Source organism: Oscillibacter sp. MSJ-31, from assembly GCF_018918025.1.
Classification (GTDB): domain Bacteria; phylum Bacillota; class Clostridia; order Oscillospirales; family Oscillospiraceae; genus Hominicoprocola.
In genome coordinates this window covers 195,958-220,012 of record NZ_JAHLPT010000002.1, presented here as the reverse complement: position 1 = coordinate 220,012, position 24,055 = coordinate 195,958, and the positions used below count along the sequence as shown (strand labels likewise).

Annotated in this window: 26 protein-coding genes and 7 tRNA genes; 13 read left to right on the top strand and 20 right to left on the bottom strand. The window is 47.1% G+C overall.

From position 1 onward, the window contains the following. Position 1: 1 nt before the first annotated feature. From KQI17_RS02950 to KQI17_RS02920, 7 genes are all read right to left on the bottom strand, one after another. Positions 2–757: an N-6 DNA methylase gene (locus tag KQI17_RS02950; RefSeq protein WP_216494733.1), complete on the bottom strand. Its 756-nt coding sequence runs from the start codon at positions 755–757 to the stop codon at positions 2–4. Between the two features lie 5 nt (positions 758–762). Further along, positions 763–1,917: a transposase gene (locus KQI17_RS02945; RefSeq protein ID WP_216494732.1), complete on the bottom strand. Its 1,155-nt coding sequence runs from the start codon at positions 1,915–1,917 to the stop codon at positions 763–765. A gap of 371 nt (positions 1,918–2,288) precedes the next feature. Then, positions 2,289–3,398 (bottom strand): hypothetical protein, encoded by a 1,110-nt coding sequence (locus KQI17_RS02940; RefSeq protein WP_216494731.1) that lies wholly within the window; start codon positions 3,396–3,398, stop codon positions 2,289–2,291. A 2-nt stretch (positions 3,399–3,400) separates the two neighbouring features. Continuing rightward, positions 3,401–4,822, bottom strand: a complete 1,422-nt coding sequence (locus KQI17_RS02935; protein ID WP_253285655.1) for a hypothetical protein — start codon at positions 4,820–4,822, stop codon at positions 3,401–3,403. Between the two features lie 2 nt (positions 4,823–4,824). After that, positions 4,825–5,115 (bottom strand): hypothetical protein, encoded by a 291-nt coding sequence (locus KQI17_RS02930; RefSeq protein ID WP_216494729.1) that lies wholly within the window; start codon positions 5,113–5,115, stop codon positions 4,825–4,827. A gap of 7 nt (positions 5,116–5,122) precedes the next feature. Further along, positions 5,123–5,671, bottom strand: coding sequence for an ImmA/IrrE family metallo-endopeptidase (locus tag KQI17_RS02925; protein WP_371821942.1), 549 nt, complete (start codon positions 5,669–5,671; stop codon positions 5,123–5,125). A gap of 96 nt (positions 5,672–5,767) precedes the next feature. Beyond that, entirely contained in the window at positions 5,768–6,208 is a 441-nt protein-coding gene (locus tag KQI17_RS02920; protein ID WP_216494728.1) for a helix-turn-helix domain-containing protein, read from the bottom strand. 218 nt (positions 6,209–6,426) lie between these two features. Between KQI17_RS02920 and KQI17_RS02915 the strand changes: the two genes are divergently transcribed. The 8 genes from KQI17_RS02915 (at position 6,427) to KQI17_RS02880 (ending at position 11,471) form a co-directional block, all read left to right on the top strand. Further along, positions 6,427–7,671 carry a DNA polymerase IV gene (locus tag KQI17_RS02915; RefSeq protein ID WP_216494727.1) on the top strand — a complete coding sequence of 415 codons (1,245 nt, stop codon included), beginning with the start codon at positions 6,427–6,429 and terminating at the stop codon, positions 7,669–7,671. A gap of 16 nt (positions 7,672–7,687) precedes the next feature. Beyond that, positions 7,688–8,032, top strand: a complete 345-nt coding sequence (locus KQI17_RS02910) for a hypothetical protein (RefSeq protein WP_216494726.1) — start codon at positions 7,688–7,690, stop codon at positions 8,030–8,032. A 25-nt stretch (positions 8,033–8,057) separates the two neighbouring features. Next, entirely contained in the window at positions 8,058–8,615 is a 558-nt protein-coding gene (locus tag KQI17_RS02905) for a hypothetical protein (RefSeq protein ID WP_216494725.1), read from the top strand. Positions 8,616–8,951: 336 nt separating this feature from the next. Beyond that, positions 8,952–9,350: a sigma factor-like helix-turn-helix DNA-binding protein gene (locus KQI17_RS02900; RefSeq protein ID WP_216494724.1), complete on the top strand. Its 399-nt coding sequence runs from the start codon at positions 8,952–8,954 to the stop codon at positions 9,348–9,350. Between the two features lie 119 nt (positions 9,351–9,469). Then, positions 9,470–10,399 (top strand): ParM/StbA family protein, encoded by a 930-nt coding sequence (locus KQI17_RS02895; protein WP_216494723.1) that lies wholly within the window; start codon positions 9,470–9,472, stop codon positions 10,397–10,399. An 88-nt stretch (positions 10,400–10,487) separates the two neighbouring features. Further along, positions 10,488–10,715, top strand: coding sequence for a hypothetical protein (locus KQI17_RS02890; RefSeq protein ID WP_216494722.1), 228 nt, complete (start codon positions 10,488–10,490; stop codon positions 10,713–10,715). 13 nt (positions 10,716–10,728) lie between these two features. Further along, positions 10,729–11,133 carry a hypothetical protein gene (locus tag KQI17_RS02885; RefSeq protein ID WP_216494721.1) on the top strand — a complete coding sequence of 135 codons (405 nt, stop codon included), beginning with the start codon at positions 10,729–10,731 and terminating at the stop codon, positions 11,131–11,133. 11 nt (positions 11,134–11,144) lie between these two features. Beyond that, complete coding sequence (locus KQI17_RS02880; RefSeq protein ID WP_216494720.1) at positions 11,145–11,471, top strand: hypothetical protein; 327 nt, start codon at positions 11,145–11,147, stop codon at positions 11,469–11,471. Between the two features lie 70 nt (positions 11,472–11,541). Here the strand turns inward: KQI17_RS02880 and KQI17_RS02875 are convergent, their stop codons facing one another. Genes KQI17_RS02875 through KQI17_RS02865 form a run of 3 tightly spaced genes read right to left on the bottom strand, consistent with a single transcriptional unit; the run spans position 11,542 to position 13,946 of the window. Next, complete coding sequence (locus KQI17_RS02875; protein ID WP_216494719.1) at positions 11,542–11,757, bottom strand: DUF4926 domain-containing protein; 216 nt, start codon at positions 11,755–11,757, stop codon at positions 11,542–11,544. Between the two features lie 31 nt (positions 11,758–11,788). Further along, positions 11,789–12,712 (bottom strand): WYL domain-containing protein, encoded by a 924-nt coding sequence (locus KQI17_RS02870; RefSeq protein ID WP_216494718.1) that lies wholly within the window; start codon positions 12,710–12,712, stop codon positions 11,789–11,791. Next, positions 12,702–13,946 (bottom strand): WYL domain-containing protein, encoded by a 1,245-nt coding sequence (locus KQI17_RS02865; protein WP_216494717.1) that lies wholly within the window; start codon positions 13,944–13,946, stop codon positions 12,702–12,704. Before KQI17_RS02865 ends, KQI17_RS02870 begins: the two co-directional genes overlap by 11 nt. 1,071 nt (positions 13,947–15,017) lie before the next feature. Here KQI17_RS02865 and KQI17_RS02860 point away from each other — a divergent pair. From KQI17_RS02860 to KQI17_RS02845, 4 genes are all read left to right on the top strand, one after another. After that, on the top strand, positions 15,018–16,475 hold the full coding sequence (locus tag KQI17_RS02860) for a DUF2828 family protein (RefSeq protein WP_216494716.1): 1,458 nt from the start codon (positions 15,018–15,020) through the stop codon (positions 16,473–16,475). A gap of 120 nt (positions 16,476–16,595) precedes the next feature. Next, entirely contained in the window at positions 16,596–17,798 is a 1,203-nt protein-coding gene (locus tag KQI17_RS02855) for an RtcB family protein (RefSeq protein ID WP_216494715.1), read from the top strand. Positions 17,799–17,820: 22 nt separating this feature from the next. Next, on the top strand, positions 17,821–18,576 hold the full coding sequence (locus tag KQI17_RS02850; protein ID WP_216494714.1) for a nucleotidyltransferase domain-containing protein: 756 nt from the start codon (positions 17,821–17,823) through the stop codon (positions 18,574–18,576). Between the two features lie 3 nt (positions 18,577–18,579). Next, entirely contained in the window at positions 18,580–19,914 is a 1,335-nt protein-coding gene (locus KQI17_RS02845; RefSeq protein WP_253285653.1) for a CCA tRNA nucleotidyltransferase, read from the top strand. A 76-nt stretch (positions 19,915–19,990) separates the two neighbouring features. Here the strand turns inward: KQI17_RS02845 and KQI17_RS02840 are convergent, their stop codons facing one another. From KQI17_RS02840 to KQI17_RS02800, 9 genes are all read right to left on the bottom strand, one after another. Further along, positions 19,991–20,302 carry a DNA-binding transcriptional regulator gene (locus tag KQI17_RS02840; protein ID WP_216494713.1) on the bottom strand — a complete coding sequence of 104 codons (312 nt, stop codon included), beginning with the start codon at positions 20,300–20,302 and terminating at the stop codon, positions 19,991–19,993. A 167-nt stretch (positions 20,303–20,469) separates the two neighbouring features. After that, positions 20,470–20,557 (bottom strand) — tRNA-Tyr (locus KQI17_RS02835). A 94-nt stretch (positions 20,558–20,651) separates the two neighbouring features. After that, a tRNA-Gln gene (locus tag KQI17_RS02830) sits at positions 20,652–20,727 on the bottom strand. Between the two features lie 4 nt (positions 20,728–20,731). After that, positions 20,732–20,806 (bottom strand) — tRNA-Trp (locus tag KQI17_RS02825). A gap of 9 nt (positions 20,807–20,815) precedes the next feature. After that, positions 20,816–20,892: transfer RNA gene (locus KQI17_RS02820), tRNA-Glu, on the bottom strand. Positions 20,893–20,895: 3 nt separating this feature from the next. Further along, positions 20,896–20,972 (bottom strand) — tRNA-Cys (locus tag KQI17_RS02815). Between the two features lies 1 nt (position 20,973). Continuing rightward, positions 20,974–21,047, bottom strand: a tRNA-Gln gene (locus KQI17_RS02810). Positions 21,048–21,053: 6 nt separating this feature from the next. Then, positions 21,054–21,130: transfer RNA gene (locus tag KQI17_RS02805), tRNA-Glu, on the bottom strand. Positions 21,131–21,157: 27 nt separating this feature from the next. After that, positions 21,158–21,394 (bottom strand): helix-turn-helix transcriptional regulator, encoded by a 237-nt coding sequence (locus KQI17_RS02800; RefSeq protein ID WP_216494712.1) that lies wholly within the window; start codon positions 21,392–21,394, stop codon positions 21,158–21,160. Between the two features lie 849 nt (positions 21,395–22,243). Here KQI17_RS02800 and KQI17_RS02795 point away from each other — a divergent pair. Next, a complete protein-coding gene (locus KQI17_RS02795; protein WP_216494787.1) occupies positions 22,244–22,942 on the top strand; it encodes a recombinase family protein in 699 nt (232 codons plus the stop codon). A gap of 43 nt (positions 22,943–22,985) precedes the next feature. Here KQI17_RS02795 and KQI17_RS02790 read toward each other — a convergent pair whose 3' ends face one another. After that, positions 22,986–23,999 carry a hypothetical protein gene (locus KQI17_RS02790; RefSeq protein WP_216494711.1) on the bottom strand — a complete coding sequence of 338 codons (1,014 nt, stop codon included), beginning with the start codon at positions 23,997–23,999 and terminating at the stop codon, positions 22,986–22,988. Between the last annotated feature and the right edge of the window lie 56 nt (positions 24,000–24,055).

Genomic DNA, 24,055 nt, shown 5'->3' with positions numbered 1-24,055 from the left:
ATCAATACTCCTTTGTCATCAGATTTTGTTGAGCGAATAGACGCCGTAGTTCCCAGATGTCTCTGAAGTACATTGGCGTATACCAGACATTAGATTCATCCTTCGGAATGAGTCCATTCTTGTCATAGCACAGTGCCGGATTCTTGATGGAATCGTCGATAACCACATACCCGGCACACCCCATGAGACTTAGCTGTATGTAACACATACAGCCTGCCAAAAAATCAATGTCTTGGGCAACGAACAGCACCGAAGTTTGATAGTTGATGCTTTTACGCCGGCACTCGTTTGCGAAGGCAATTAGGAGTGCACCGGCACCACAGGCGGGATCATTGACAGAGCACCATCCCTTTTTTGCAAAAGCGTCATTTGAGTCGGTACTCAGCATTATGGCAGCCATCATCTGACAGATGTGATAGGGCGTGAAAAACTGCCCTTTCCACTCATTTGATAGTCCCAACGCCATGAAGAGTTCTCCGAGAAGATCTTGTTCCGGATTCCGTTCAATCTCTTCGATCGCTTCCTTGAGCATTTGTGCGAAAACGCCTAATTCAGACTCGGAATACTTCTTCGCCCGATCCAGATATAGCTGTTCACGTTGCTCGCGGTGAAGAGTGTTGACGGCATTTGCAATGCTTACCGCTGACATGATAATGAAATCCTGCCATAGCTCCCATTTACTGTACTTTCCTTGGATGCTCTCTAAGAGTTGGATGATGGCTCTTTGGCAGCTTGTGTGGATCGATTTTTTTGCCATGGTCATCACCACTTGAAGTCGCCGGGGCGATCATACTCATGCCAGTTGATATTCAACGCGCGAGCGACAATCTCCTCCAACTGGGCAATGCGGCCGGTGTTGGCACCTTCGCACTGAGCCATGAAGACAACATCGCTCATGGCGAGATAGACTTCATAGGCCGTGCAAGGCTTATCTCCGCCTTGCGCGAGAAACAGATCTGAAGCTTCGTAGCTGATTTTCTTCGGCGCTCCAATGCGTTTGAGAACGCCCAACATCGTAGTGTACGGATACTGGAGTTCAATCTGCAGAAGCTTTACCTGCCGATCGATGGCTTCCTTAAAACGCGCATAGAGCAGATCAAGCTGTTCCTCAAAGTAATCGAGATCCACACCGCTGCGATGCTCAGTTTTAATGGGATAGCCCAAGGGAATGATCTTGTTTGTGCTGCCAACTAGGAGAATTGGGTAGAGATTGGCTCCACTGACACCAACATCAGAGGTCATGAACCGCACGCCTGGTTTGATGGCCATACGGCTATTGAGCCCCTTTGCAGTTAATTCTCTGCGATAGGTATCCAGCAGCTGATCAGACTGACCATCTAAGCTCCAGATTGCCAGAGCAAGCGAGTGATCAAAGCTGGCAGTCAGAAAGCGGCATCCAGGGTACTCCGTATCCAGATAGTCCTTTACTTTTTGGAAGAGTGGCAACATCTCCAGAATGGCGTAATCCTTAGGATCGCCGCCATGTACTGCAGATACTTTCTCGTCGGCAATCTTGATGAGACTGTCGCCGGAGGCCACATCCAGACAGTAGTTCAGGATCTGGGTGAATACTGCGGTAGAAACCTTATTCAGAGCGTGACCGGAGATTCGGGCTCGCTCCAGAATAGTCTTCAATGCGCAGGATCTTACGGGGTAGTCTTCTCCATGAACCTTGAGCATAATGCTGGTATTTTCCATCGTGTCAGCCAGAATCTCTGCTTTCCCGTTATGCTCATAAAGCTGCATGTACAGGTTACCAAACTGGCTGTCCTTTTCGACGGACTCAAACTGGAGACTTTTGGAGGGGGCTACCATCCATCGGCTGTTTTCCTTGCGTTCTTTTAGAAAACACAGGAAATCATCTGGTTCTTTAAATGTGCAATTGAAATCGTCTGCGAAGATTTTGCTTTCCGTCATTTTGTTTTTCCACCTTTCAAAAAATGATATTTTCAAATCCGAATCCGGAATTTGAACAAAAAAAGAGCACCTTGACTTGAACTACTCAAATCAAAGCGCTTAATTAGGGAGGCAGGGATCTGCCGGTATAAACCTGAGGGGGCGTTGCCACATCAGGATTACTACTTAGAAATCTCCCGTAGGAGAATTTGCTTCTAATAAATACACGGTCAGCTTATCATCTTTGAAAGTGTGCTTCTATGACACCCAAAACTACACAAGTGGGTGCATGATATGATCAATTGACTTCAATGCTTTTTTCTAACGGTACAAGAATTAACGCGGAGAGTAGAAGAAATATATCCTACTCTCCGCATTGGTGTTGCATTCAATTAGTATGCTCTGAGTTTGTATCGATGCCTGAGGGCCCGTTTTACCATGCTGATGTCACCAACATCAAATTCCTTTTTTGTCATACCAACGGATTCTAGGAACTTCTTGTTATGTCGAAGGGACTTGGCAAGGAGCTTGGTTTCCTTTTCATCGAGGGGGATGCAGTAGAGGAGATTTGCGAGAGAAATGACCATGCTCTTTTGCCGTTTGTAATACCCGCGAATCAGGGCATCTTCTGCGTCGCAGACGTTATCAAAATCTTCTTCCGTAAACTTTGGCTGAAGGCCCAGAATTGGATTAACAAGAAGTGCAGTGGAAGCCTCCATGAGGTTAACAACCGCACCGAGCGAATATTGTTGAGCTTCTGTCATTTCCTCGTAATTGGTGCCAAATGTGAGGATCTTTCTGGTAGCAGAAGATATTATTGATGCCTCCATCCTAACTCGTTCGCTGCGCTCACTTAGTTCAACAATGGCGAGCTCGTAAGATTTGGTGTCCCGGTTGCTGATCAGGGTGAATATATTATCCAGTAATTCCTTGTCGCTTTTGGTTTTGAAAAGCATTAACCCACTTGCAACAATGGATAGACCGGCAATTGCCCAGCCAACGGGACCGGCAAGTGCTAAGAACGCATTACCGGCAGCCATACCGCCACCGCCGGCAGCGAGAGCGCCACCGCCTAACCAAGCCAATGCTGCATTTGTGGCTGCAGCGCCGCTCAATGCAGAGATGGCTGTTCCGGTAGAGGCAACACCAAACGTAGTTGCAATACCCATGGCTGCGGTAGGGCCAAGGGCGGCAACGGCAACGCCGGCACCTACACCAGCAGCACCTTGCCCTGCAGATTTCATTTCCGCCTTTTTGTATTCCAGTTCGATGTTCTCCGCCTGTTGCTTCCAGCTTATTCTAATCGCTTTTAGATTTTCATATTTGAGCTGTTCTTCTTCAGGCACATTGCGAATTCGATCAAGCGTAGCTTGCATGTCATTTAGAGCAATGTATAAGGAATTGGTGCAGAGACCCAGCTCGTCGATTTTTTCATTGACCTTCTTGACCGCTGCTTCTGCGTGCTCCTGCGCCAACTCAAGCTTTGATAATTTCTTTACCATGATTATCGTCTCCTGAAGTAATTGTCGATATCTGCCTTAGACTTCAATATCTTACTTTCGGGAACATCACGCAGCTCCGCTAACGATACAGATTTTTCAAAAGCCTTAGCATACGCGTCGCTGTTTTCAAAGGCATCAATAAATGTTAAGAGGGTTGCGTCATTGTATTTATAAGAGAGAATTTTGAGACCCTCTAAGTAATTGGTGACGATCACTTTTTCCTTTGCGGCAAAATCGGCTGCGCTTTTTGCACGGCCATACGATATGAATCGTGCCGCCTCACCATACAAGGAAATAGCTAATCGGCCAACTCCTACGATATTGAGACATAAGAAGAATTCAACAGCATTGAAGGCTCCTGCTCCTTCAATGAAGGCTTGACCTGTTGCGGCTCCTACGTCAACTAAACAGAATGTCCCATGTGCTACGGTCAGCATTCGTTTGACTGAGGGGTTTGAAAAGGGTTCGCAAGTCTTCCACATAAGAGCGAAGGAACGTTCCGGTTTAGGCGTTTCAAGGTAGTATTTGAACAGACGCCTGGTTGCATAGATGAAGCGAACAAGCAATTCATTTATGAAGACAGGGATAGCCTGTGCGGTCTGGAATCGCGAATCGTATCCTTGCTTAAAGATATTCAGAGCCAGTTCATTCATCGCCATATCCGCATCCGTCACAGTGAGTTTTAACGATGCTTTCATGGCGATCATGTCGTTAGTCCAAGTCCATAGTGGGGAAGGAATTCCCATCCCGCGTTTCCCGCCTTTGGCGCTTGATTGAGAGCCGGAAACATCCGACATGAGATGGCCAAACCAGTTAACAAAGCCACAGAACAGCTTGGCGGGAGGATTATTCCCATGCAGCTTCCACGCTTCGTCTGCTTTCTCCAGTCTAATTAGCTCCCCGTCTGTTACAAAATGAGAAGTATTGTCGAACTGGTCCAGAATGGAAAAGAAGAGACCCAATAGGCTTGGATTATGAGCAAGTGATTTGAAGTGGTGATTCTTTGCGGTTAGATCAAAAATGAGGCTGCCGGCATCTCCGAGACCTGTCTGGTCATAAGGAACATCAAAACGACTTTCCAAAAAGCGCAGTGCTGATTCTAAACTGTCGAAAGATTTGGCGTTAGGATGGCAAAATCTGGCAAAATCCTTCGTCCGGTCTTCAAACCACTTGTCAGTAATATCGCCGAAAGGAGATTCGCCGGGTTTACCAATCAAAAATATGTCAAGTACGCCGCATAATGCTCCGGAACTTGCGGCTAGAATATAATCCAGCTTATCACAATATGGCTTTAGTTCTTTGATGGAATCGATAGTCTCATTCAGAGTAGTGAGTTTAGCGTTAGCCTGCCTTAATGCACCGTTTATGGATGTTGCAAACTCATAGCCATTATCATCAACGCCGAGATTCAGTAAAACTTCCATACTCATACCTCAATTGGAACTCGTCGTTCCACAAACCAGCGGCCGATGATATTGCCAGAAAGATTTGTGGATCGTTCAAAGAACAAATAAGTTTCTATGCCATTGACAAGAATAGTATATCGATCGCCCTGGCCACCGGCTTTTGCTGCGTAGCTGGGGCGAATGTCTTTTACACGATCAATCTGATAATGGCATCCATCTTCCCACGTGATTGATCGCGGGTGCATTTCGCCGTCGATCGTGTGCTCAACTTCAACGGCGACATAGGCTTTATAAGCAATTCCCGGTAACATAAGTACATCAACTCAAGGGTTTGCTGAGATTGCGCCGCAGGAAATTGCTTTGAGCAATATAAGGTGCGTTGATTTCCACGCCCTGCCGCTGCAGAATCCGCAGCTTGAAGTCAAGCAACTCCGGAGGTACCTGCAGATAGTTTGCGGCATGGAAGAAATCTTCTCCTTCTTCCAAGGCGGCGATAACCTCAGCGTCTTCCAGAAGAAACTCTGCGGCAAAGATGTTGGCTTCATATTCCATGCGGCCGGTGTTGTCAAAATAAGCGAAGTCATGGAAAGCACTTAGCGTAGAACTACTATGAAGCGAGGCGTGACCTAACTCGTGCACGAGGATAATTCGCTGGATTTCTTCAGGTAAATCACTGTTAAGCATGATAAGTTTGCAGCGGGAATTCACCATAAAGAAACCTTTGCAAGACAGAGGGTTTTTGCCCATTGGCCGTGCCATGACTTGGATGTTCATTGCCTTACAGATTTCATACGGATTGTCTGTCTGGTATTTAATTTTCAAACGATTTGCTTCTTGTTTAATTAAAGTCGCCAGCAAATCACTCACCTCTTTCAAGACAGGTTGATCCTATTGTGCAGCCTAAGAATAACAGAGAAGGAGTACCATAAACCGTACAACAGGTGGAATTCTTCAATGTAATGATCAATCCTTCTTGAAATCCTTTCGCGTAAACAACTCACTTGCACGCTTCTTGTTGGTAATGTACGCTTCAGTGATGGCCTGGAAGAAGAGATCCTTGTCTTCCTCAGGAACTTCGCCACCTGCAAATAGAGCCTGTGTCTCAACCAAAAGACGATTAATGTCATCAGCGCCTTTCTTACCGTAGGTTTCTCGGGCACTCTCAACATAGGGTGCTGCCTCAAGGCCATAGGAGGGGTCTTCGATTTCGTCATTGGCCAAATAGACTTCAGAAACGCCCAAAACTTCAGCGAGCTTGTGGAGATTGAGACCGCGAGGCATAACCCCTTGCTTTTCGTATTTCGTAATGGTTCGGAGGCTGACGCCAATTTTATCAGCCAATTCCTGCTGCTTCAGATTAAGGCGAATACGGCCTTCTCTGATCTTCTCTGCAGTCGTTTTCATAGTGTGCCTCTTTCTGCAGCTCAGCGCCTAACTTTTCAAAAGTTCTATTGACAAGTGTGGTGCTGACCTGCTATTTTAGTTTTAGAACTTAATAGAACTTGATGGAACGAATGGGAACTTTTGAAATCATTATATTTCCAAAACTGGAACTTGTCAATAGAACTTTAAGGAACTGATGGGAACTTTTCTGAAATTCTATGACAGGAGGCAGAAGGCGTATGGGTGATCGAGTTGTCCTGCACAGTGACCTCAACAACTGCTATGCCAGCATTGAGTGTATGTTGCATCCGGAGCTGCGAGGGAAATACATAGCAGTATGCGGGAGTACAGAGGAGCGGCATGGGATCGTTCTTGCAAAAAACCAATTGGCGAAAAGGTGTGGGGTCAAAACCGGCGATGTGATCTGGGAAGCAAAGCAAAAATGCCCGCAGCTCACAATTGTCCAGCCGCATATGGATCAGTACATTAAGTTTTCAAAGCTGGTCAGATCCATCTATCTTCGCTACTCACCGGAGGTTGAGGCATTCGGCATTGATGAAAGCTGGATTGAGCTTACCGGATCGCCGATCTTGAAGTCAAAAACACCATGCGAAGTGGCCCATGAGATTCGCGAGACTGTAAAGAATGAAACGGGGTTGACCGTTTCAATTGGCGTCAGTTTCAATAAGATCTTTGCAAAGCTCGGATCTGATATGCGGAAACCGGATGCGGTAACTGAAATTACTGCAGATTCCTTTCGCAGTCAGATCTGGCCACTGCCGGCATCAGATCTCCTGTATGTTGGAAGAGCTACCACAGAGAAGCTGAGACGCTATGGAGTTAATACGATTGGAGATATTGCAGGATGTGAGCGAGATTTCTTATCCAGAATCCTTGGAGTCAATGGAGACAAGCTCTGGCTTTATGCCAATGGGTTGGACAATTCGCGGGTGATGCCGTGTGATTATGAGCCGCCTATTAAGAGCATCGGACATGGAATTACCTGTACGGAAGATCTTTTGAATCAAGAAGAAGTATTCCACGTACTGCAGGAGTTAGCTCAGGAAGTCGGGCAGAAACTCCGTAAGAAAAATCTCTCAGCAAAAGGGGTACGAATTGCCGTAAGGGATAATTCCCTTGCACATTGGGGGTATCAGTGCAAGCTGGACATTCCAACGCAAAGTTATACCGCCATTGCTAGGGCTGGTTATGACCTCTTTTGCAGGAGATATGCATGGAATAGCAATATCCGATCTCTGACCATCAGCGCAATTGACCTCGTGCCGGCAAATGCTCCGGTACAGTTGGATCTTTGGTCAGACTATGCGAAAGATGATCGTCGCATTGCGATTGAACGCACCGTCGATGAAATCCGCCGGCGCTTTGGACTAAAGTCGATTAACTTTGCATCGCTCACAACCGGACTGAAAATTCCAACGCATCGGGAAATTGAGTACAAAATGCCATCAATCATGTATCACTAATAGGAGGCGAATTACATTGCTACCCGAAATGAGTATAAATGTTGCTCACTGGCTCAGCATCCATAATGACCATGTTCATATCAGCGGCTTTGAAGGAATTGATGAAAGGAAATGCTTTTGTATTGTCGCTAAGGGATGCCGATATTTAGAATACGGTATTTCCAACGGCAGCATTTTGCTTTGCTGCGGAGATGTGGAAGTAGAAGATGGAGACCTCGTAATGGTGCAAGAGAAAAAACGTCTTGCTATTTATCAGTACCGCACTGATCTGGCAATAAAAGCTGATGGAGAGAAGCGCATTCTCCATGACGCATCTGCGATTCATTCGAAAATCCTGTGCTCTTTCAATTTCTATCACTGAAGGAACTGGGTGGAAAGGAGTACCAATGAGTAAATTTCAGAATTATCTCGAAAAACTTGACATCACCAGCACGATTACAAAAGAAGATATTGAGAAAACGATGGCGCTTCTGAATCTTTACGTACCGACTCTTCGCCGTGCCGGGCATAACATCTATGAGATGGAAGAAGAGTGCTTTGAGAACCGTAGGCAGTCTGTGTCGGACTTTATCAATTTGGCCATCGACTATGATCGGGATACCGACCGAAAACGCATTGCGGATCGTCTATCTGAGATGGGCCACTCCATGCAACTGCTGGAAGTGATGGAAGAGGCGCTGCTGTTGGTAAAGGCAGATCCCCACCATGGCGGCATTTACTTTGATATTTTGCGTACAAGGTATTTCGATGCGTATTGCAAAACGAATGAGGATGCCTTCCTATCTCTTGGAATCTCGTCATCTACATATTATCGGCACATAAAGGCAGCTATCAAAATCTACGCCGCCAATCTCTGGTGCGTAGTAATCCCCGATTTGATTATCACGGAGCAGAGATTGACTGCGGAAGAGAGTAAAAGTGAGAGTAAAGTGAGAGTCTCTTGATAGATAAGGGTAAGTATATGTGAAAGAGCGTTTGATAGATAATCGGGATATAGAATGGAGATGAGCGAAATTGTAACATAGAGGATGACCCTCTATAATAGGTTATGCTGGAGCACGTATTGCCTCTCGGACATCGTCCGAGGGGCTTTTTTTATACCCGCTCCTGCCAATACCGGGAGCTTATAAGCCGAGTGCCTGCTTTTGCAGGTGCCCGGCTTTTTTGCTGCCCGAATTTGGAGCATGACCGATGAAGCAGCATAACAGCCGGGCCCGAAGCCCGCCCTCCGAATCGTTCTGAAAACTCACACACGATTTGAATGATTTGGAGGAAAATATATGAAAACCATTAAGGTGAAAGACTATTACGGAAATTACCTGAACATCCCTGTCGATGACAAGTTTTATGATGAATGGAAGGATATGGAGCGCGAAGAAAATCGGCTGTATAAGCGCGAGCGTTATCACTGTTTTCCTGTTGATCCTGACACCTTTGACGATCTGGCAGTCAGCACCGGCGCTGATGACTTGATTGAGGATCTGATTCGTACCGAGGAGAATCACCGCTTGTATGCGGCGATTTCCAAGCTGACTCCTATTCAGCGTCGCCGCGTTTTGATGTTCATGGATAACATGTCCTATACGGATATTGCCAGAGTTGAGAAACGTGACCTCAAGGTAGTGATGCGTTCACTCGCGAAATCCTTTGACCATTTGCGCCGACTGATGGGTGAATAAGTGAATACCTGAGTACCTGCGAATTATTTGCAGGTACTCAGGACATACTAAATAATTTGTTGTTCATTGAGAACGCTGTGCGTAAAAGGTAATAGAAAAATAAAGGGGAGGATTTTTGTATGATTATCTCTGTTGACCATGGAAACAAAAGCATTAAGACGCCCAACCTGTTATTCACATCCGGGCTGATTGTTTCGGACAATCAGTCGGGCATCAAAAGCGACTCTATCTACTGGGAGGGGAAATACTACACGCTAACTGAAAGGCGTATTTCTTACATGCGAGATAAAACGGAAGATGAGAGGTTTTTTGTCCTCACTCTGTTCGCGATTGCCTATGAGCTGGAGCGTAAAGGGATCCGCGAGGCGGAAGATCCGATTGATATTACATTGCTGGTTGGCTTACCGCCTGCACATTATGGTCAGCTCCACGGCCGGTTTGAACAGTACTTCTTTCGCAAAAGAGAAGTTATTGATTTTCTGTTCAATGACCGATGCTATTCCATTCGGTTTAATCGGGTTGTCAGTTATAGTCAGGCTTTGGCTGCTGCGGTGACGCGTTTTGGCGATTTGAAGAACCATGCTGTGTCCTACATTATCGATGTCGGTGGATTTACAGTTGACGTTCTGAAGTTGCGGCATGGCCGGCCGGATCTTGAGGTGATGGAGAGTTTTGAGCAGGGAGTAATCACGCTCTATAACTCTATTATCAGTCAGTGCAATTCACAGTTTGATCGATTGCTGGAGGACAGCGATATCGATGAAGTGATTCGAGGTGAACCGACAATCCTGCCCGGTGAGATTCAAATGCTGATTCGCACAGCCGCCAATCAATTCTTAAATGAGTTCTACAACTTCCTCCGCGAACGCGGCATTGATGTGAAGAGCAGCAAGTGTGTCTTTGCCGGTGGCGGATCAATTCTGCTGCGAAATCTGATTGAGCGTAGTGGAAAGGTTGGGTATCCCATTTTCATCGACAATATCCACGCCAACGCCATTGGGTACGAGATCCTCTACCGAAGCGAGGTGAGCGTAAATGCCGGCAAGTAATTACAAACCCAGAGTAGTTTTGCAATTCAACGAATATGATTTTCGGCATCGGAAGGTGCTGGAAATTCTGCGCTCAAACAAGCGCCACATGACAGATCTTGTTGTCAATGCTGTTCTCCATTTCATTAGTTGTCCTGAGGCGGAGAGCGAGTTTAGCAAAGAGCACATCCGGAATATCGTAAGGGAAGTAATTGCAGAAATGCAGGCGGATGGTTCTTTGGGCTTACTGCATACTGACCATAGCAATTCCAGAGCGCAAGTGTCTCCTGAAGATGCGTTTGAATTGGGAGATATGATGGCTGCGTTTAGAAAGTGAGGGGGCGTAACATATGTACTCCGGGAAAACCATCGATAGTCGTTCGGGGCTCCCTAAAGATATTGATTACGAGCTGCTTCGATTTCAGACGCATACCGGCCGTGCATTTCTTCTTAGCGATCGGGGGTTTGAAAAGAAATATGGATATCGGCATGGCGTTGAGACGCCAGTGGGCGATATTGAAGAAAACCTTTGGTGCGCACTCATGAAGGAACTGATTGAGAAGAATAACGATACGGCGCTATACGCGGCACTTTTGGATTGGTTTGGGGATTGTCCGATTGCAGGTCGGACAAAGAAAGAACGAGAGTTCTATGTACTCCAGTGCTTTTCAAATCAACTCTTTGATAACGAAGAGTGGGTTGATTATGCCCAATTCAACCAGAAGTATCGTCCCGAGATTCTAGCTGAGAAATGAAGAGGGGGAGAATGATGTTGATTTCAAGAGAACTTTTCCTAAGTACGCTTGATAAGATTCGCAGACAGGATGCCCGGATAGAGGACTTTGAGGATGCGTTGCAGAAACTGTGCGATATTCGGCCGGCATTTGATCAGGGTAATCTGTATCTTGAGGCACTGCTGGAATTGCTGCAGTATACCACGAACGATAAGTCCGATGTGATTGGTTGGTGGCTATATGAAGCTCCGAAGGATGATCCGACTATATCTTGGATCGAAGATGGTGTAGAGATCAGCAGGACATTGTCTTCCCCGGATGCGCTATACGACTATCTTTGTGCAGCAGAAAATGTATGAGAGAAGGACAAGACCTGGGCATTTTGCTCGGGCCTTGTCCTTTTAGCAATATAAGATGTTCAATAAAGAGTTACAATTGCAGTGCGGTTTCAACTTTTTGTAGTTGGGCGGGAAGATAATCCTTAAAAAGGGTCTCTTCAATCGTGTTACCCTCTTCATCAAAGAATTCTACGGTGTAAGCCTCATGATTGCCATGAACATCGACGATCGTACCCTCTGTTCCCGCCTTGATTCCGATGTCAGGATCATCGGCCTTCAGGGTTACAATATCAAGAAGTTTCAGCATAGCGGCCTCCTCATCGGTTGTTAGGCACTGGTTAGCATTCATCCTGCGAGGATATGCACATGATCTGCTTTTGAATCCGCTGCCTTATCAACTGCTTGAATTCAGCAGGAGCTGCAACTTCAAGAATTGGACCGAAGGACAGCACACGGATCAACAGTTCTGTTTCATCATCTTTATCGTATCGGAGCTTGATCTCATAAAGCTGCTCGTCCAGTTTCTGCGTCTCCTTCTCAAAATGAGAGAAGTGCAACAGGACGCGCTCCAAACCATTACGCTCGTCATGGAGGAGTAAGGTAAGTTCTTTCAGATGTCCTTTCGGAACGGTCACAGACGCAGGATCATATTCTTCCAACAGTTCACAGGATCGGATACGGGCCATGTTGACTGTATTCATCCGTCGCATCCCTGTCACTAAAATCCGGAATTTATCGTCCTTTTCGGAATACTCTAGGCGGTACGGATTACAGACAAAGGAATGCCGGGCTCCGGTGTGTCCGTGGAACCGGATTCGCATCTTTCGATTCTCATGAATTGCACGCAATACCATGCGAAAGCAATGAACATAATCGGGATCGGAATAGGGGTCTCCATCTGCATACTGGTCAAACCGGACGAAGGTATCCTGGGTATATAACGGCTCCACATCCTCAAGGCCGCTCGTGTCTGGATCGAATAAAGCGATCCTCGGATCTAAGAGAAGTGCCTTCAGCCATCGCTTTTGTAGAGTGGTTAAAGGCATTGTCGGCTTTTCTTGCAGCACGGTATGATAGTCGCTGTCCAGTAATGGCCATGCCCCGGACTGCAAGGCGGCAGGAATGGACAGTACACTTTCTGCAAACGCTTTTTCCTGCACGATAGCAGTCAGTTTGCCAGTTGTCAGTGTATTTTCCGCAGCCTCGGACAATACAGCGGCAACGACATTGAAGTAGCTGCCGTAGATCTCACTAAACAGCATCTGTCTCACCCCCATAAATGGCTTCCATGTGCCTGAGATCCTCATAGAAGGTTTTAACAACAAATTTGTTGCTGCATTGAAGGTCTACTATGCGACCGATGAAGGTTCGAATCCACGGCAGCATCTCCGAAGCGTCATAAACATCGGCGATAAAACGGCAGGTCTGATCGTCCAAGAGCTCTATGCGGCCGTGGCGCTTTTCGCGATCCAGTCGATGAAGAATAAATTCCTCACCAGGGTCGAATTGGATCGTCATCTCAATGTGATCCAGATTATAGTCTGGGCCAGTCGAAACACCCCAGAGATGCTCATCGAATTTCTGCTGAAAACCAAGATACTTTTCGTATTGTTTTTCTACATTCCCGAGAGAGACCTTTTTAATGGCATCTATGCGGAAGAAACCCATCTGTCTGCCACGATAGTGATAGCCCAGAAGGTACTGCCGTCCGGATTGTGTACTGATATAGATCTTTAAGGGGCAGACAGTTCGTTGATAATCTCTGCCGCTGCGGAGGCTGCATACGGATAGTTCAACGGCGCAGCGTTCGTCGATCGCCAGCAGCAGATCACAGAGCACATCGCTATCGAGTGCGTACAGAATATAATGGTGCTTGAAGCGGAAGGTGTCCTCTGTGTGTTTCAGCTTATCCAAAAGGAAGGAACCTACGACTCCAAGAGGATCTGCTTCTGAATAATAGGCAAGCGCATCCGCCCAGGACTCTAAGTCGATTGCAATATTGTCAGTCCTCCGGTAGATAACTTCACGCCCGATTTTCTCCGACTGCAATAAACCGATATCTTCATATTCCTTGAGCTTCTTCCGCACAGTGGACTCATCCAAGGAAAAGCTCTCGTCAAAGCGAGAGAGGTAGTCATCGGTGATCCGATCAACAATCTCCTTAGAAGATAGCGCACTGCCATCCGCAAGAATGTCCAGAACATAGAAGTGGAGCGTAATGTCCTTATCCGTGAAGCTCTTCGCTTTGAATGCCTTATAAAGCGGATTGCAGGGAATTCTCCGGCTATCCATAGAGAGAAATACTTTCTTTCCGGATGGCTCTTGATGAAAAGACATGTAGTCGCCTAGCCAGCTTTCAATTCTGCGCCGTTCGTTGTCATAGCTACGAGCGCTTTTCATCCCATACTCTTCACGGCTTTTGAAACCGTAGACATAGAACTCGCGCATATAGTTCCGAATCCGTTCAAAGCTTTTAACCAACTCGCTGTATGCCATGCAATCCACCTGCCCTTCATTGTATATACCCATATTAGGGGATGCCGTGTCCCAAAAACCGGACAGCTCCCAAGACGAAAACCTCAGGAGCTGATGGTATGAGAGATCAACCGACGGTTACCACAACGTCCTTGCCGCTAAAAGCTACGCCGCACTTGTAGATTGTATGGATGCCCTTGCTGCGCAATTTTTACAAACATAAAGTCCGCCATTTGCTTGCATCCTTGAGATGATCTATTGATTCTATTATGTCTAACATTCGGAAGAATGTCTACTTATTTCGGAAATATATCAAATTACAAAAGGCAAATTTCCGAAGCAAGGCAGGATTCCCTTTTAGTCTGTGACTACTGTGCCGTGAAAGGCACGTCTGATATGAGTTCGCAACTTTTTTTCCGTGATTTTTCCTGATCTAGAAGATATCCTTAGGTCAAGAAAAGCGCAGACAGCAACACTACGAAGCATATGACTTTTAATCATAGAGGCTACCTCCGATGAGCCTTCCGGCAAAGTTGGAACAGAAATGCGCTTTGTAAAAAGACGCCGACAGCAATACTTACTCTATCGACATTAGCTCACTTAGGAGCATCCGGCCTTGCGCCGGACTGCAAAAGGGTGAAAGCCCCTTTATGTTTGGTAAAAAAATGGCGTCTTGTGAAATGCATCGAAAGCAGTGCAGTAGACTTTGAACGCCAGGCCTTGTAGCTAAAACCGCTCATGCTTCTGCAATGCAAAATCGAAGCATTTTCCAAAATAAAAGGCACCAACAGCAATTGAACGAATAGCTAAGATGGTTATAGCAGACGGTTTGAGGCCGTCGTTCGTGGGTTCGATTCCCACTTCACATGGTGCCTTGTTTTGCAGAGAAAGATGCCAACAGCAACACAACATGTATCCGACAGTAATTGTAACTCTCTTGTGACCATGATGGCATCTTGTGAAAGGCCCGTACAGCAAAAAGCACTCTTGTCAGGGAAGTTTTGACCACGGCGTTACTACGCTGAAATTTGCAGTTCCTCTTGGAACCGGGCCTTGTCTTATTATACTGCAATCGTGTTAGGAGGGATCATTATGCTGCAGTATCTGAAGAATGAAGCGAATCTGACCCATACGGAAAATGGAGCGGTTACATATCTGTCCACTCAATCGGAATGTCTGGATCTGTTCGCAACCATCGGTGCGCTCCGTAGGGAGAGTGACGAGGAGATCACAAATCGATTCCTTCGCGCATATGCGGAAAATGCCGACCTTGCTATGAAAATGCTGTTTTTCGCGAGAGATATCCGTGGCGGCATTGGCGAACGCCGGGTCTTCCGTACCATTATCAAGTGGCTTGCGGCCAATGAGCCGCAGTCGCTGGAAAAGAACCTTTCCTATATTGCTGAGTATGGCCGTTATGATGATCTCCTGTCCCTGATGGGAACCTCCTGCGAGAATAAGGTTCTCTCTCTCATCAAAATGCAGTTGGAAAGCGACTGTGCAGCATTGGAGGCAGGGGATACGGTATCTTTGCTGGCTAAGTGGCTGCCATCGGTCAATGCCTCCAATGAGGATACGATCCGACAGGCGAAGCGCATTGCTCGTGCGCTCAATATGAACGACGCACAATATCGTAAAACGCTCAGTGCACTGCGAGCAAAGATCAGCATCATCGAAAACAAGCTTCGTGTGAAGGACTACACGTTCGATTACGCCAAGCAGCCATCCAAGGCAATGTTCAAATATCGCAAGGCATTTATGCGCAATGATGGCGAACGATACGCTGCCTTTATGGAGCGAGTTTCAGAGGGCGCTGAGCAGATCCATACCGCCACACTGACGCCTTACGAGATCATCACGCCAATTTTCAAAAGAGACTTTAGAGCGGAAGAACGGAAGGCGATCGACGTCACATGGAATGCGCAGGAGGATTTCACCGGCGGTGAAAATGCTCTGGTCGTGATCGATGGTTCCGGTTCCATGTACGGTGGAGCAGATCCTATCCCGGCCACGGTAGCGCTCTCTTTGGGCATTTATTATGCTGAGCGTAACACGGGAGCATTTCATAACCATTTCATCACCTTCTCGGAGAATCCGCGTTTGGTGGAAATCAAGGGAACTGACATTTTTGAAAAGGTGCGGTACTGCCACCAGTTCAATGAAGTAGCCAACACGAATATCCAGCGGGTGTTCGAGCTTGTTTTGAATGCTGCGGTGAAGAACCGTGTCCCGCAGGAAGAGATGCCCTCAAAGATCTTCATCATCTCGGATATGGAGTTTGATTATTGTGCAGAGGATTGCTCGCTGAGCAATTTTGAGTATGCAAAGAAGCTTTTCAACGAGCAGGGTTATCAGCTGCCGGATCTGGTTTTCTGGAATGTTGATAGCCGCAACCGGCAGCAGCCTGTAGAGATCAATGATCAGGGCGTTGCGCTGGTATCCGGCTGCAATTCCCGTATCTTCTCCATGCTGAAGAGCGGCATCCTGTCTCCCTACGCTGTGATGATGGATGTTCTGGGCTCGGAGCGATATGCACCCATCGTGGCGTGAGTACACTGTTGCAGGAGGCGGTAGCTAACAGGCTATTGCCTCCTTTTTTGCAACCAAGAGAGTTGTTGCAATTAACGGGGACTATCCGTAAAATAGGAAGTAAGACGAAAGGAAACTACTATGGTAACGATAGAAGGCTTATATAATACTGCACTTTGTTATACCCTGGAGTTGGAAGATGTGGCTCGCACTCAGATTCAGTCCGTCTGCGATCAGAAAGAATTTGCTGGCTGCAAGATTCGAATTATGCCCGATGTCCACGCAGGCAAGGGCTGCACGATTGGTACAACGATGACCATTCAGGATAAGATCGTTCCGGGCATGGTCGGCGTCGATATTGGATGCGGTATGGAGACCGTGGAGTTAGCTGAACGAGATATTGATTTTGACCGTTTGGATGCGCTGATCCGCAAAGAGATTCCTTACGGCCGCGAGGTGAGAGATTCCGCTCATGCTTTGAATCATGAGATCGACTTAGCGCAGCTGCGCTGCGCAGACCGGGTCAACCTCAACCGTGCAATGCGTAGTATTGGAACGCTTGGCGGCGGTAACCATTTCATCGAAGTGGATCGTTCGGAAGACGGGCGGCTGTTTTTAGTTGTCCACTCCGGCAGCAGACATCTGGGTACCGAAGTTGCCGGTTTCTATCAAGACGAAGGCCGGCGTGCTTTGTGGGGCGGTGCACAGTATCAGGTAGCGATGATCATTGAGCAATTGAAAAGAGAGGGCCGATTCAAGGAGATCCAGAAGACGATCAAGGCACTCAAAAAAGAGCATGAACTGAGCATCCCGAAGGACTTAGCTTATGTCGAGGGCAAGCTGTTTGATGATTATATCCATGACATGAAGCTGACGCAGAGATTTGCAGTGCTCAATCGAAAGGCAATGGTAGATGTGATCCTAACCGGTTTGGGACTTACTCCCGTCGATGTATTTACCACCATCCACAACTATATTGATACGGACGCTATGATTCTGCGTAAAGGCGCTGTTTCTGCCCGAATGGGCGAAAAGCTGCTGATCCCGATCAATATGCGAGATGGAAGCCTGATTTGCATTGGCAAGGGAAACGCGGAGTGGAACTGCTCCGCTCCGCATGGTGCCGGGCGACTGATGAGCCGCCGCACAGCATTCAACGCTCTCTCCATGGAGGAGTTTCAGAAGGAGATGGAAGGGGTATACACGACCTGCGTGCTGCCGGAGACGCTGGATGAATCCCCAATGGCTTATAAGAGTATGGACGAAATCGTAAGTCAGATAGAACCGACTGCTGAGATCGTTCAGAGGATTCGTCCTGTTTACAACTTTAAGGCGGCAGATTAAAACAGAAAGGCGGTGTTTCACCGTGGAAGCATTGATCAAAGAAAAACTACTGGAAATTGAGCAGCGTGAGAACTGCCGCATTCTGCTTGCGGTGGAGTCTGGAAGCCGTGCATGGGGCTTTGCCTCACCGGACAGCGACTATGATGTGCGATTCATTTATGTGCGCGACAAGGATAGCTATCTCAAACTGAATCGTTCACGCGATGTGATCGAGCTGCCAATCAACGATGTATTAGACATCAACGGTTGGGATGTCGATAAAACTCTGAAGCTGCTCCACAACTCCAACCCGACGGTATTTGAATGGTTTTCTTCTCCCATCATCTACAAGACCACGCCGTTTGCTGAACAGTTCAAGCCGATCATGCAACACTATTTCTCTTCCAAAAGTGGACTGTGGCACTATTTGCACATGGCAGAAGGCAACTATCGAGAATATCTCAAAGTTGATTTGGTCAAAGCGAAGAAGTACTTTTATGTGCTTCGGCCGATCCTGGCTTGCCGCTGGATCCTTGAGACGGAAACACCGCCTCCGATGAAATTTGAGGAGTTGATGGAGAGCCAGCTCCCTGCGTATCTCAAGGACACAGTCAGAGACCTGCTCGACCTCAAGATGAACTCTCCTGAGGTTAAGATGATCCCAAGAATCGATATTCTCAATGAGTATCTGGAAATGAGCATTACCGAGGTGAAGTCGCAAATTGAGCAATATCCCCGCGAAGTTGTGAAGGAGTGGGATGAACTGAACCGTCTTTTCCTCAGTGTATTGGAGTGCTGAACCATGATGAAATTGCCACCACAAGTAAATACTGTGTTCTTACTGCTCGATGCAGCCGGATATGAGGCATTCCTTGTCGGAGGCGCTGTGCGGGACTATGTTCGAGACGGTAGCCCCGCCAAGGACTGGGACATTACCACAAACGCGCTGCCGGAACAAGTTGAAGCTGTGTTTTCTGACTACCATCTTATCGAAACCGGTCTGAAGCATGGAACCGTCACAGTGGTGATCGACCATGAGCCTATTGAGATCACAACGTATCGCATTGATGGGGACTATTCGGATCATCGCCACCCTGATTCCGTCAGTTTTACGCGTAGTTTGAAGGATGACCTGGAGCGCAGGGACTTCACCATGAATGCATTGGCGTATAGTCCCAAAGACGGTGTTGTGGATCTGGTGGGAGGAAAGGCGGATATTGAGAATGGCATTGTTCGCTGCGTGGGAGATCCTGACCGCCGTTTTCAGGAGGATGGACTTCGTATGCTGCGAGCGCTACGCTTTTCGTCTGTCTATGGAATGGAAATTGATGAGGCAACGGCTTCCGCAATTCATCGCAATAAGAACCTGCTCAGAGACATTGCCGCTGAACGCATTCAGACGGAACTTACGAAAATGCTTTGCGGCCCCGGCATTGCGGCGATCTTAAGGGAATTTGCGGATGTGATCGCTGTGGCTATTCCGGAGATCCGGCCAATGTTCGGGTTTGAGCAAAGGAATCCGCATCATAATAAGGACATCTGGAATCATACGATCCTTGTGGTCGATAGTATTACTCCTGCGCCGGTACTGCGTTGGGCGGCATTACTGCATGATATTGGAAAGCCTTCCTGCTTTTCGATTGGAGCGGATGGCGTTGGACACTTCTTCGGACACGCTGAAAAGAGTACTGCCTTCGCCGAAGCGATTCTCTCCCGCCTGCGTTTTGATAATGCCGGAAGAGAACGCATCCTTCGTCTGATTCGGTATCATGATATGCCAATCACAGCAGATCGAAAGCTCATCAAGCGTCTTTTAAGCAAGCATGGAGAAGAAGCGGCCAGACAGCTAATTGAACTGCATCGGGCAGATACACTCGGCCTGTCCGAAAGCTACCATTCCCGCGTTGATATTTTTAAGGAAGCAAATGCCGTGATGGATGAGCTCTTACGGGAAGACAGTAGCTGCTTTACCCTCAGAGATCTTGCTATCAATGGAAATGATGTAATGGCGATGGGTTTCAAGGGGAAACAGATCGGTCTGGCTTTACAGTCCTGCCTGGATGCCGTTTTGGAAGAAAGAATACCGAATGAACGAGGGCCACTGCTGTCATATGCTCAAGAGCATAACGCGGATTAGAAAGCTCATATAAAAGCGCCGAAGGGCCATCACGTTATACGTGATGGCCCTTTATCATATACATTCTATGTCACTGTTATCTGATTACTATGCCTGCTTTCTGTGGAAAAAGCGGGTCTGCCTTAGTCAAAGAAAGCAATCGACACGCTGATCCTTCCGGGTGGTTTCGACCAGACTCCCACGCTTCCACTGTCTTGATTGAAACACCCATGTATTCAGCAAAGGATCTCTGCGTGAGGCCTGTGCTGTTCCTTATACGCTTAATTTCATCAGCCTTATATTTTTCAACTGGGGTAATGGATAGTTTCGTTACTTTTGCAGGAAGTTCTCCCTTTTCGTATGCAATTGCTTCTTCCAAACCTAACTTGATTTTATCAAAGGCGCTCATCTCAAATCTCCTTTCTATGATTTTCATTTAATTGCAGCCTACACCTCTATTCAACTATATGTTACCCTATTAAATAGGGCGCGTCAAGCTCTTTTATATCGTTTCGACCATTGTAGCATTTCATCTTAGAAAGCAAAAGGGACACCCTTCTCAGAGCATCCCCTTATTGGTGGGTCAGGTTGGAATTGAACCAACGATGTTTCTCTTGTCACGGTTTTACAGACCGCTGCGATCGCCATCTATGCGCACTGACCCATATGGCGGAGAGCGCAGAACTCGAATCTGACACCGTGCGGTGCGATCCGCTTAGCGGGCGGTCCCCAGACCTTCTGGGTTCACTCTCCAAATATGGCTGGGGTGGCTGGACTTGAACCAACAAATGCCGGTGTCAGAGACCGGTGCCTTGACCATTTGGCGACACCCCAATATTGGCAGGGGTAGGGCGACTCGAACACCCACGGGCGGTTTTGGAGACCGCTGCTCTTCCAGTTAAACTATACCCCTGTATGATGATGGTGATGCCTGCGGGACTCGAACCCAGCATTACAAGCTTGAGAGGCTTGCGTCCTAACCAATTAGACGAAGGCACCAGATGGAGATACGGGTCGGATTCGAACCGACGAATAACAGTTTTGCAAGCTGCTCTCTTAAACCTCTTGAGTACCGTATCATGGCTGGGATAGTTGGATTTGAACCACGGTGCCGGCGTCAAAGGCCGGTGCCTTAGCCGCTTGGCCATATCCCAGTATTTTGGAGATCCGCGCCGGACTCGAACCGGTCATTGCAGCCGTGAAAGGGCTGTGTCCTTACCATTTAGACGAGCGGACCATGGGCGGGAAGCTGAACTTCCCGCATTTAGGCAACTGCGTTGTCCGTAATGAGAATATCATCAATTCGTACTTGCAGCAGAGCTGCGAGAACGATTAGATTGTCTACCGTCGGCAGCGCAGTCCCATTCTGCCATTTGTAAATGGCTTGTGGGGAATTGAAGCCGAACACAGCTTGCAGATCGTGTACGGTAAGACCTGCCGCTTTGCGCAGCCGAACGATGTTCGCACCGGTGCGCGCTAAGTTGATTGTCGGAAAACCCACCTCAGGCACCTCCTTTCTCTGAATGGTTGGCGTCCGTGGACGCAAAAAAGCCGCTTGTCTGAATCAAGACAAGCGGCTTCAATCGTTCAGGGAAGGAGTTCCCGGCAGATTTCTCAACCAGGCTAACAGGTACTCATTCCAATCATGTTCTTCTGCTTATCTTGATATGGGCGTGCTTCGCAGCGACTATATTCCTCGCACTGGAAGATAGCCTGCCATTCGCTCATATAGAAGATAGCGGAAGAAATGTTCTTCATGGTACGGTGTCCTTTCTGTAAAGTAGTTGTTCTTGGTTTCTAAGGGTACTATAGCACATATTTCCGGGTTTGTCATTCAACTTGTAGTTAAAAATCATTAGTATTCTGTCGGCACATTCAAGAGCATAAATCATTGTTGCTTCAATGAAAATTTCTATCCGGCTAAGAATCCTACATGGGGAAACGATGTTGTCCAATACTCTCCATGACCGTATATAGTCATAGAGAGGCGGGAGCCTGTGAGGATCATATGAAGATCTCTGTTATGAAGCTCATTTCTCTCGCCTAGGAGCAAATTGTCAAGAAATACTTCAAGATCCTAGAATTCTTCCTTCATCAAGGCAATCATAGTGGGACCGCTCGGATTGAGCAGTCCCACCGCACAGTGAGTTATGAAAGAGCCGGAGAATCGGACTGCCTACACGGAGCTTTCAATCATTGAGTCCGATCAACTGATGGAATTGGATAAAAGTAGTATCAAAATAACCGGTGTTCAAAATAGTATCAATCTTTTGGTTGGAAACGGCTGCAACGGCCGGTTCTAACAATCGCATTTTGAACGATGGTTTATATCAATACTGAGGAGGCAGCAATGAAATATGGTTATTGTCGGATCTCGAAGCCAAAACAGGTGATCGAGCGCCAGATCCGGAACATCAAGGCAGAGTATCCTGATGCGGTCATCATTCAGGAGATCTTTACACGAACGCGAATGGATCGCAAGGAGTGGTTGAGACTCATGAAGATCATTAAGTCTGGTGACTGGATCATTTTTGATAGTGTCTCTCGAATGAGTGGAAACGCTGAGGAGGGGTTTGCCGAGTATGAGCGACTTTATAACATGGGAGTCGTTCTGGTTTTCCTGAAAGAGCCCCACATCAATACTGAGACTTATAAAAAGGCGCTGGAGAACAATGTTCAGCTCACTGGCAGCAATGTGGATTTCATTCTGGAGGGCGTCAACAAGTACCTCATGGCTCTGGCCAAGGAACAAATCAAGTTGGCCTTTGAACAATCTGAGAAAGAAGTGGAGGATCTGCATCAGCGCACCAAGGAAGGCCTTGTCACTGCAAAACTGGCAGGGAAGCAAATCGGCCGCAGGCGAGGAAGTGAGATCGTCACCAAGAAGAGCTTAGAGAAGAAGCAGATTATCCTCAAGCACTCCAGGGACTTCAATGGCAGCCTTAACGATGCTGAGGTCATGGTGCTCACTGGCCTTGCAAGGAATACCTATTATAAGTACAAGCGGGAGCTTAGGAGGGGACCGATTGATGATAACTCGAAGCAGTAAATAGTAGTGGCGCGCCATACGGACAGAATGGCAGGCTTATAATCTAGCGGCAGAGGGCTCCGTTTGGTTGAGAAAGAGAATTAGCATCAATTTTGGTGATGGAGCAGAAAGTGTCGAAGAATTCCTTGGTGAGAGCTTCCTCTTCTGTGCCAATCTTGATTTTGACTATGTCCCGAAGTATTTGGGCAGCCTGTTCATCAGTAATATACCGGTGCAGGCCAGAGTTCCATGCAGGTATTTCGGGCTGTTTTCCATTTGCGTGGTATTTCCAAAAAGGAAGCTGGTGTGCTTGCTCCGATGTTAGTTGAATCTTAAATTTAGACTTCGTGGAGACATATCCTTCATCCAAATCATCGCCATCGTATGTCTGGTCTACAAGGAAGACTGCAAATATGAATCGGTCTTCTTCAGCTGAATATGGTTCTCGAGATGTCAGAATGCAAAGGCTATTGGTTTGAACACTATTCAAATGCATTGGCTGCCCCTTTCGGTCTCCATGTTGAATGATGCCAGCCATAGCCTTCCATTTTTTCAGCATCTGGCTTTCATAGCAAATTAACTCGCCACTATCAACCATGTTAACCAGGTCCTCGCGGGAAATCTCCCCGTTCAAAAACTGAAGGCAGGCGCAATCATCGGAACAACACCATGTCTTTTGCTCAACTTTGATGTTGTTATAGATTATAGCATCACTACAAACACCGTTGAAACCGATGCCATTTTTTTCAATGCCACCATCGCAGAAGTTGCACTTGAATGCGATGTTCGGTTTTGCATCGCGCTTGCGTTCTTGCACCTTGTTGATACTGAAGTCTGTTGGTGTCGAAAGTCTCGCAGATAGCGCTGCCTTTTTTTGCTCATCAATAGTGGATAATTCAATCGCCATTTCCTCGGCGTCATTAGGGTTTATAAATGCCAAAAACTGCTTAAAGGCATCTGGATAAATGAATTTTACATCCTTAGTCTTGAACTGGACGAGCATCGTGTTGCCGTCCAGTTTTGCTATCGTCCCGATACCCATGGACTTATGTATTACGTCTTTTCCTATGACATTCATGATGTTCCTCCACTGCAGTATGCCAAATCTAAGAAGTCCTCTGCAGTTGTTTAGAA

Excerpts from the sequence above, each read along its gene's own strand:
- KQI17_RS02865 (WP_216494717.1), bottom strand. The coding sequence starts at position 13,946 with ATGGCATACAGCGAGTTGGTTAAAAGCTTTGAACGGATTCGGAACTAT.
- KQI17_RS02870 (WP_216494718.1), bottom strand. The coding sequence starts at position 12,712 with ATGCTGTTTAGTGAGATCTACGGCAGCTACTTCAATGTCGTTGCCGCT.
- KQI17_RS02840 (WP_216494713.1), bottom strand. The coding sequence starts at position 20,302 with ATGAGCGCCTTTGATAAAATCAAGTTAGGTTTGGAAGAAGCAATTGCA.
- KQI17_RS02860 (WP_216494716.1), top strand. The coding sequence starts at position 15,018 with ATGCTGCAGTATCTGAAGAATGAAGCGAATCTGACCCATACGGAAAAT.
- KQI17_RS02890 (WP_216494722.1), top strand. The coding sequence starts at position 10,488 with ATGACAGATCTTGTTGTCAATGCTGTTCTCCATTTCATTAGTTGTCCT.
- KQI17_RS02920 (WP_216494728.1), bottom strand. The coding sequence starts at position 6,208 with ATGAAAACGACTGCAGAGAAGATCAGAGAAGGCCGTATTCGCCTTAAT.
- KQI17_RS02950 (WP_216494733.1), bottom strand. The coding sequence starts at position 757 with ATGGCAAAAAAATCGATCCACACAAGCTGCCAAAGAGCCATCATCCAA.
- KQI17_RS02845 (WP_253285653.1), top strand. The coding sequence starts at position 18,580 with ATGATGAAATTGCCACCACAAGTAAATACTGTGTTCTTACTGCTCGAT.
- KQI17_RS02915 (WP_216494727.1), top strand. The coding sequence starts at position 6,427 with ATGGGTGATCGAGTTGTCCTGCACAGTGACCTCAACAACTGCTATGCC.
- KQI17_RS02900 (WP_216494724.1), top strand. The coding sequence starts at position 8,952 with ATGAAAACCATTAAGGTGAAAGACTATTACGGAAATTACCTGAACATC.
- KQI17_RS02885 (WP_216494721.1), top strand. The coding sequence starts at position 10,729 with ATGTACTCCGGGAAAACCATCGATAGTCGTTCGGGGCTCCCTAAAGAT.
- KQI17_RS02875 (WP_216494719.1), bottom strand. The coding sequence starts at position 11,757 with ATGCTGAAACTTCTTGATATTGTAACCCTGAAGGCCGATGATCCTGAC.
- KQI17_RS02795 (WP_216494787.1), top strand. The coding sequence starts at position 22,244 with ATGAAATATGGTTATTGTCGGATCTCGAAGCCAAAACAGGTGATCGAG.
- KQI17_RS02930 (WP_216494729.1), bottom strand. The coding sequence starts at position 5,115 with ATGTTACCGGGAATTGCTTATAAAGCCTATGTCGCCGTTGAAGTTGAG.
- KQI17_RS02935 (WP_253285655.1), bottom strand. The coding sequence starts at position 4,822 with ATGGAAGTTTTACTGAATCTCGGCGTTGATGATAATGGCTATGAGTTT.
- KQI17_RS02790 (WP_216494711.1), bottom strand. The coding sequence starts at position 23,999 with ATGAATGTCATAGGAAAAGACGTAATACATAAGTCCATGGGTATCGGG.
- KQI17_RS02945 (WP_216494732.1), bottom strand. The coding sequence starts at position 1,917 with ATGACGGAAAGCAAAATCTTCGCAGACGATTTCAATTGCACATTTAAA.
- KQI17_RS02880 (WP_216494720.1), top strand. The coding sequence starts at position 11,145 with ATGATGTTGATTTCAAGAGAACTTTTCCTAAGTACGCTTGATAAGATT.
- KQI17_RS02855 (WP_216494715.1), top strand. The coding sequence starts at position 16,596 with ATGGTAACGATAGAAGGCTTATATAATACTGCACTTTGTTATACCCTG.
- KQI17_RS02895 (WP_216494723.1), top strand. The coding sequence starts at position 9,470 with ATGATTATCTCTGTTGACCATGGAAACAAAAGCATTAAGACGCCCAAC.
- KQI17_RS02905 (WP_216494725.1), top strand. The coding sequence starts at position 8,058 with ATGAGTAAATTTCAGAATTATCTCGAAAAACTTGACATCACCAGCACG.
- KQI17_RS02940 (WP_216494731.1), bottom strand. The coding sequence starts at position 3,398 with ATGGTAAAGAAATTATCAAAGCTTGAGTTGGCGCAGGAGCACGCAGAA.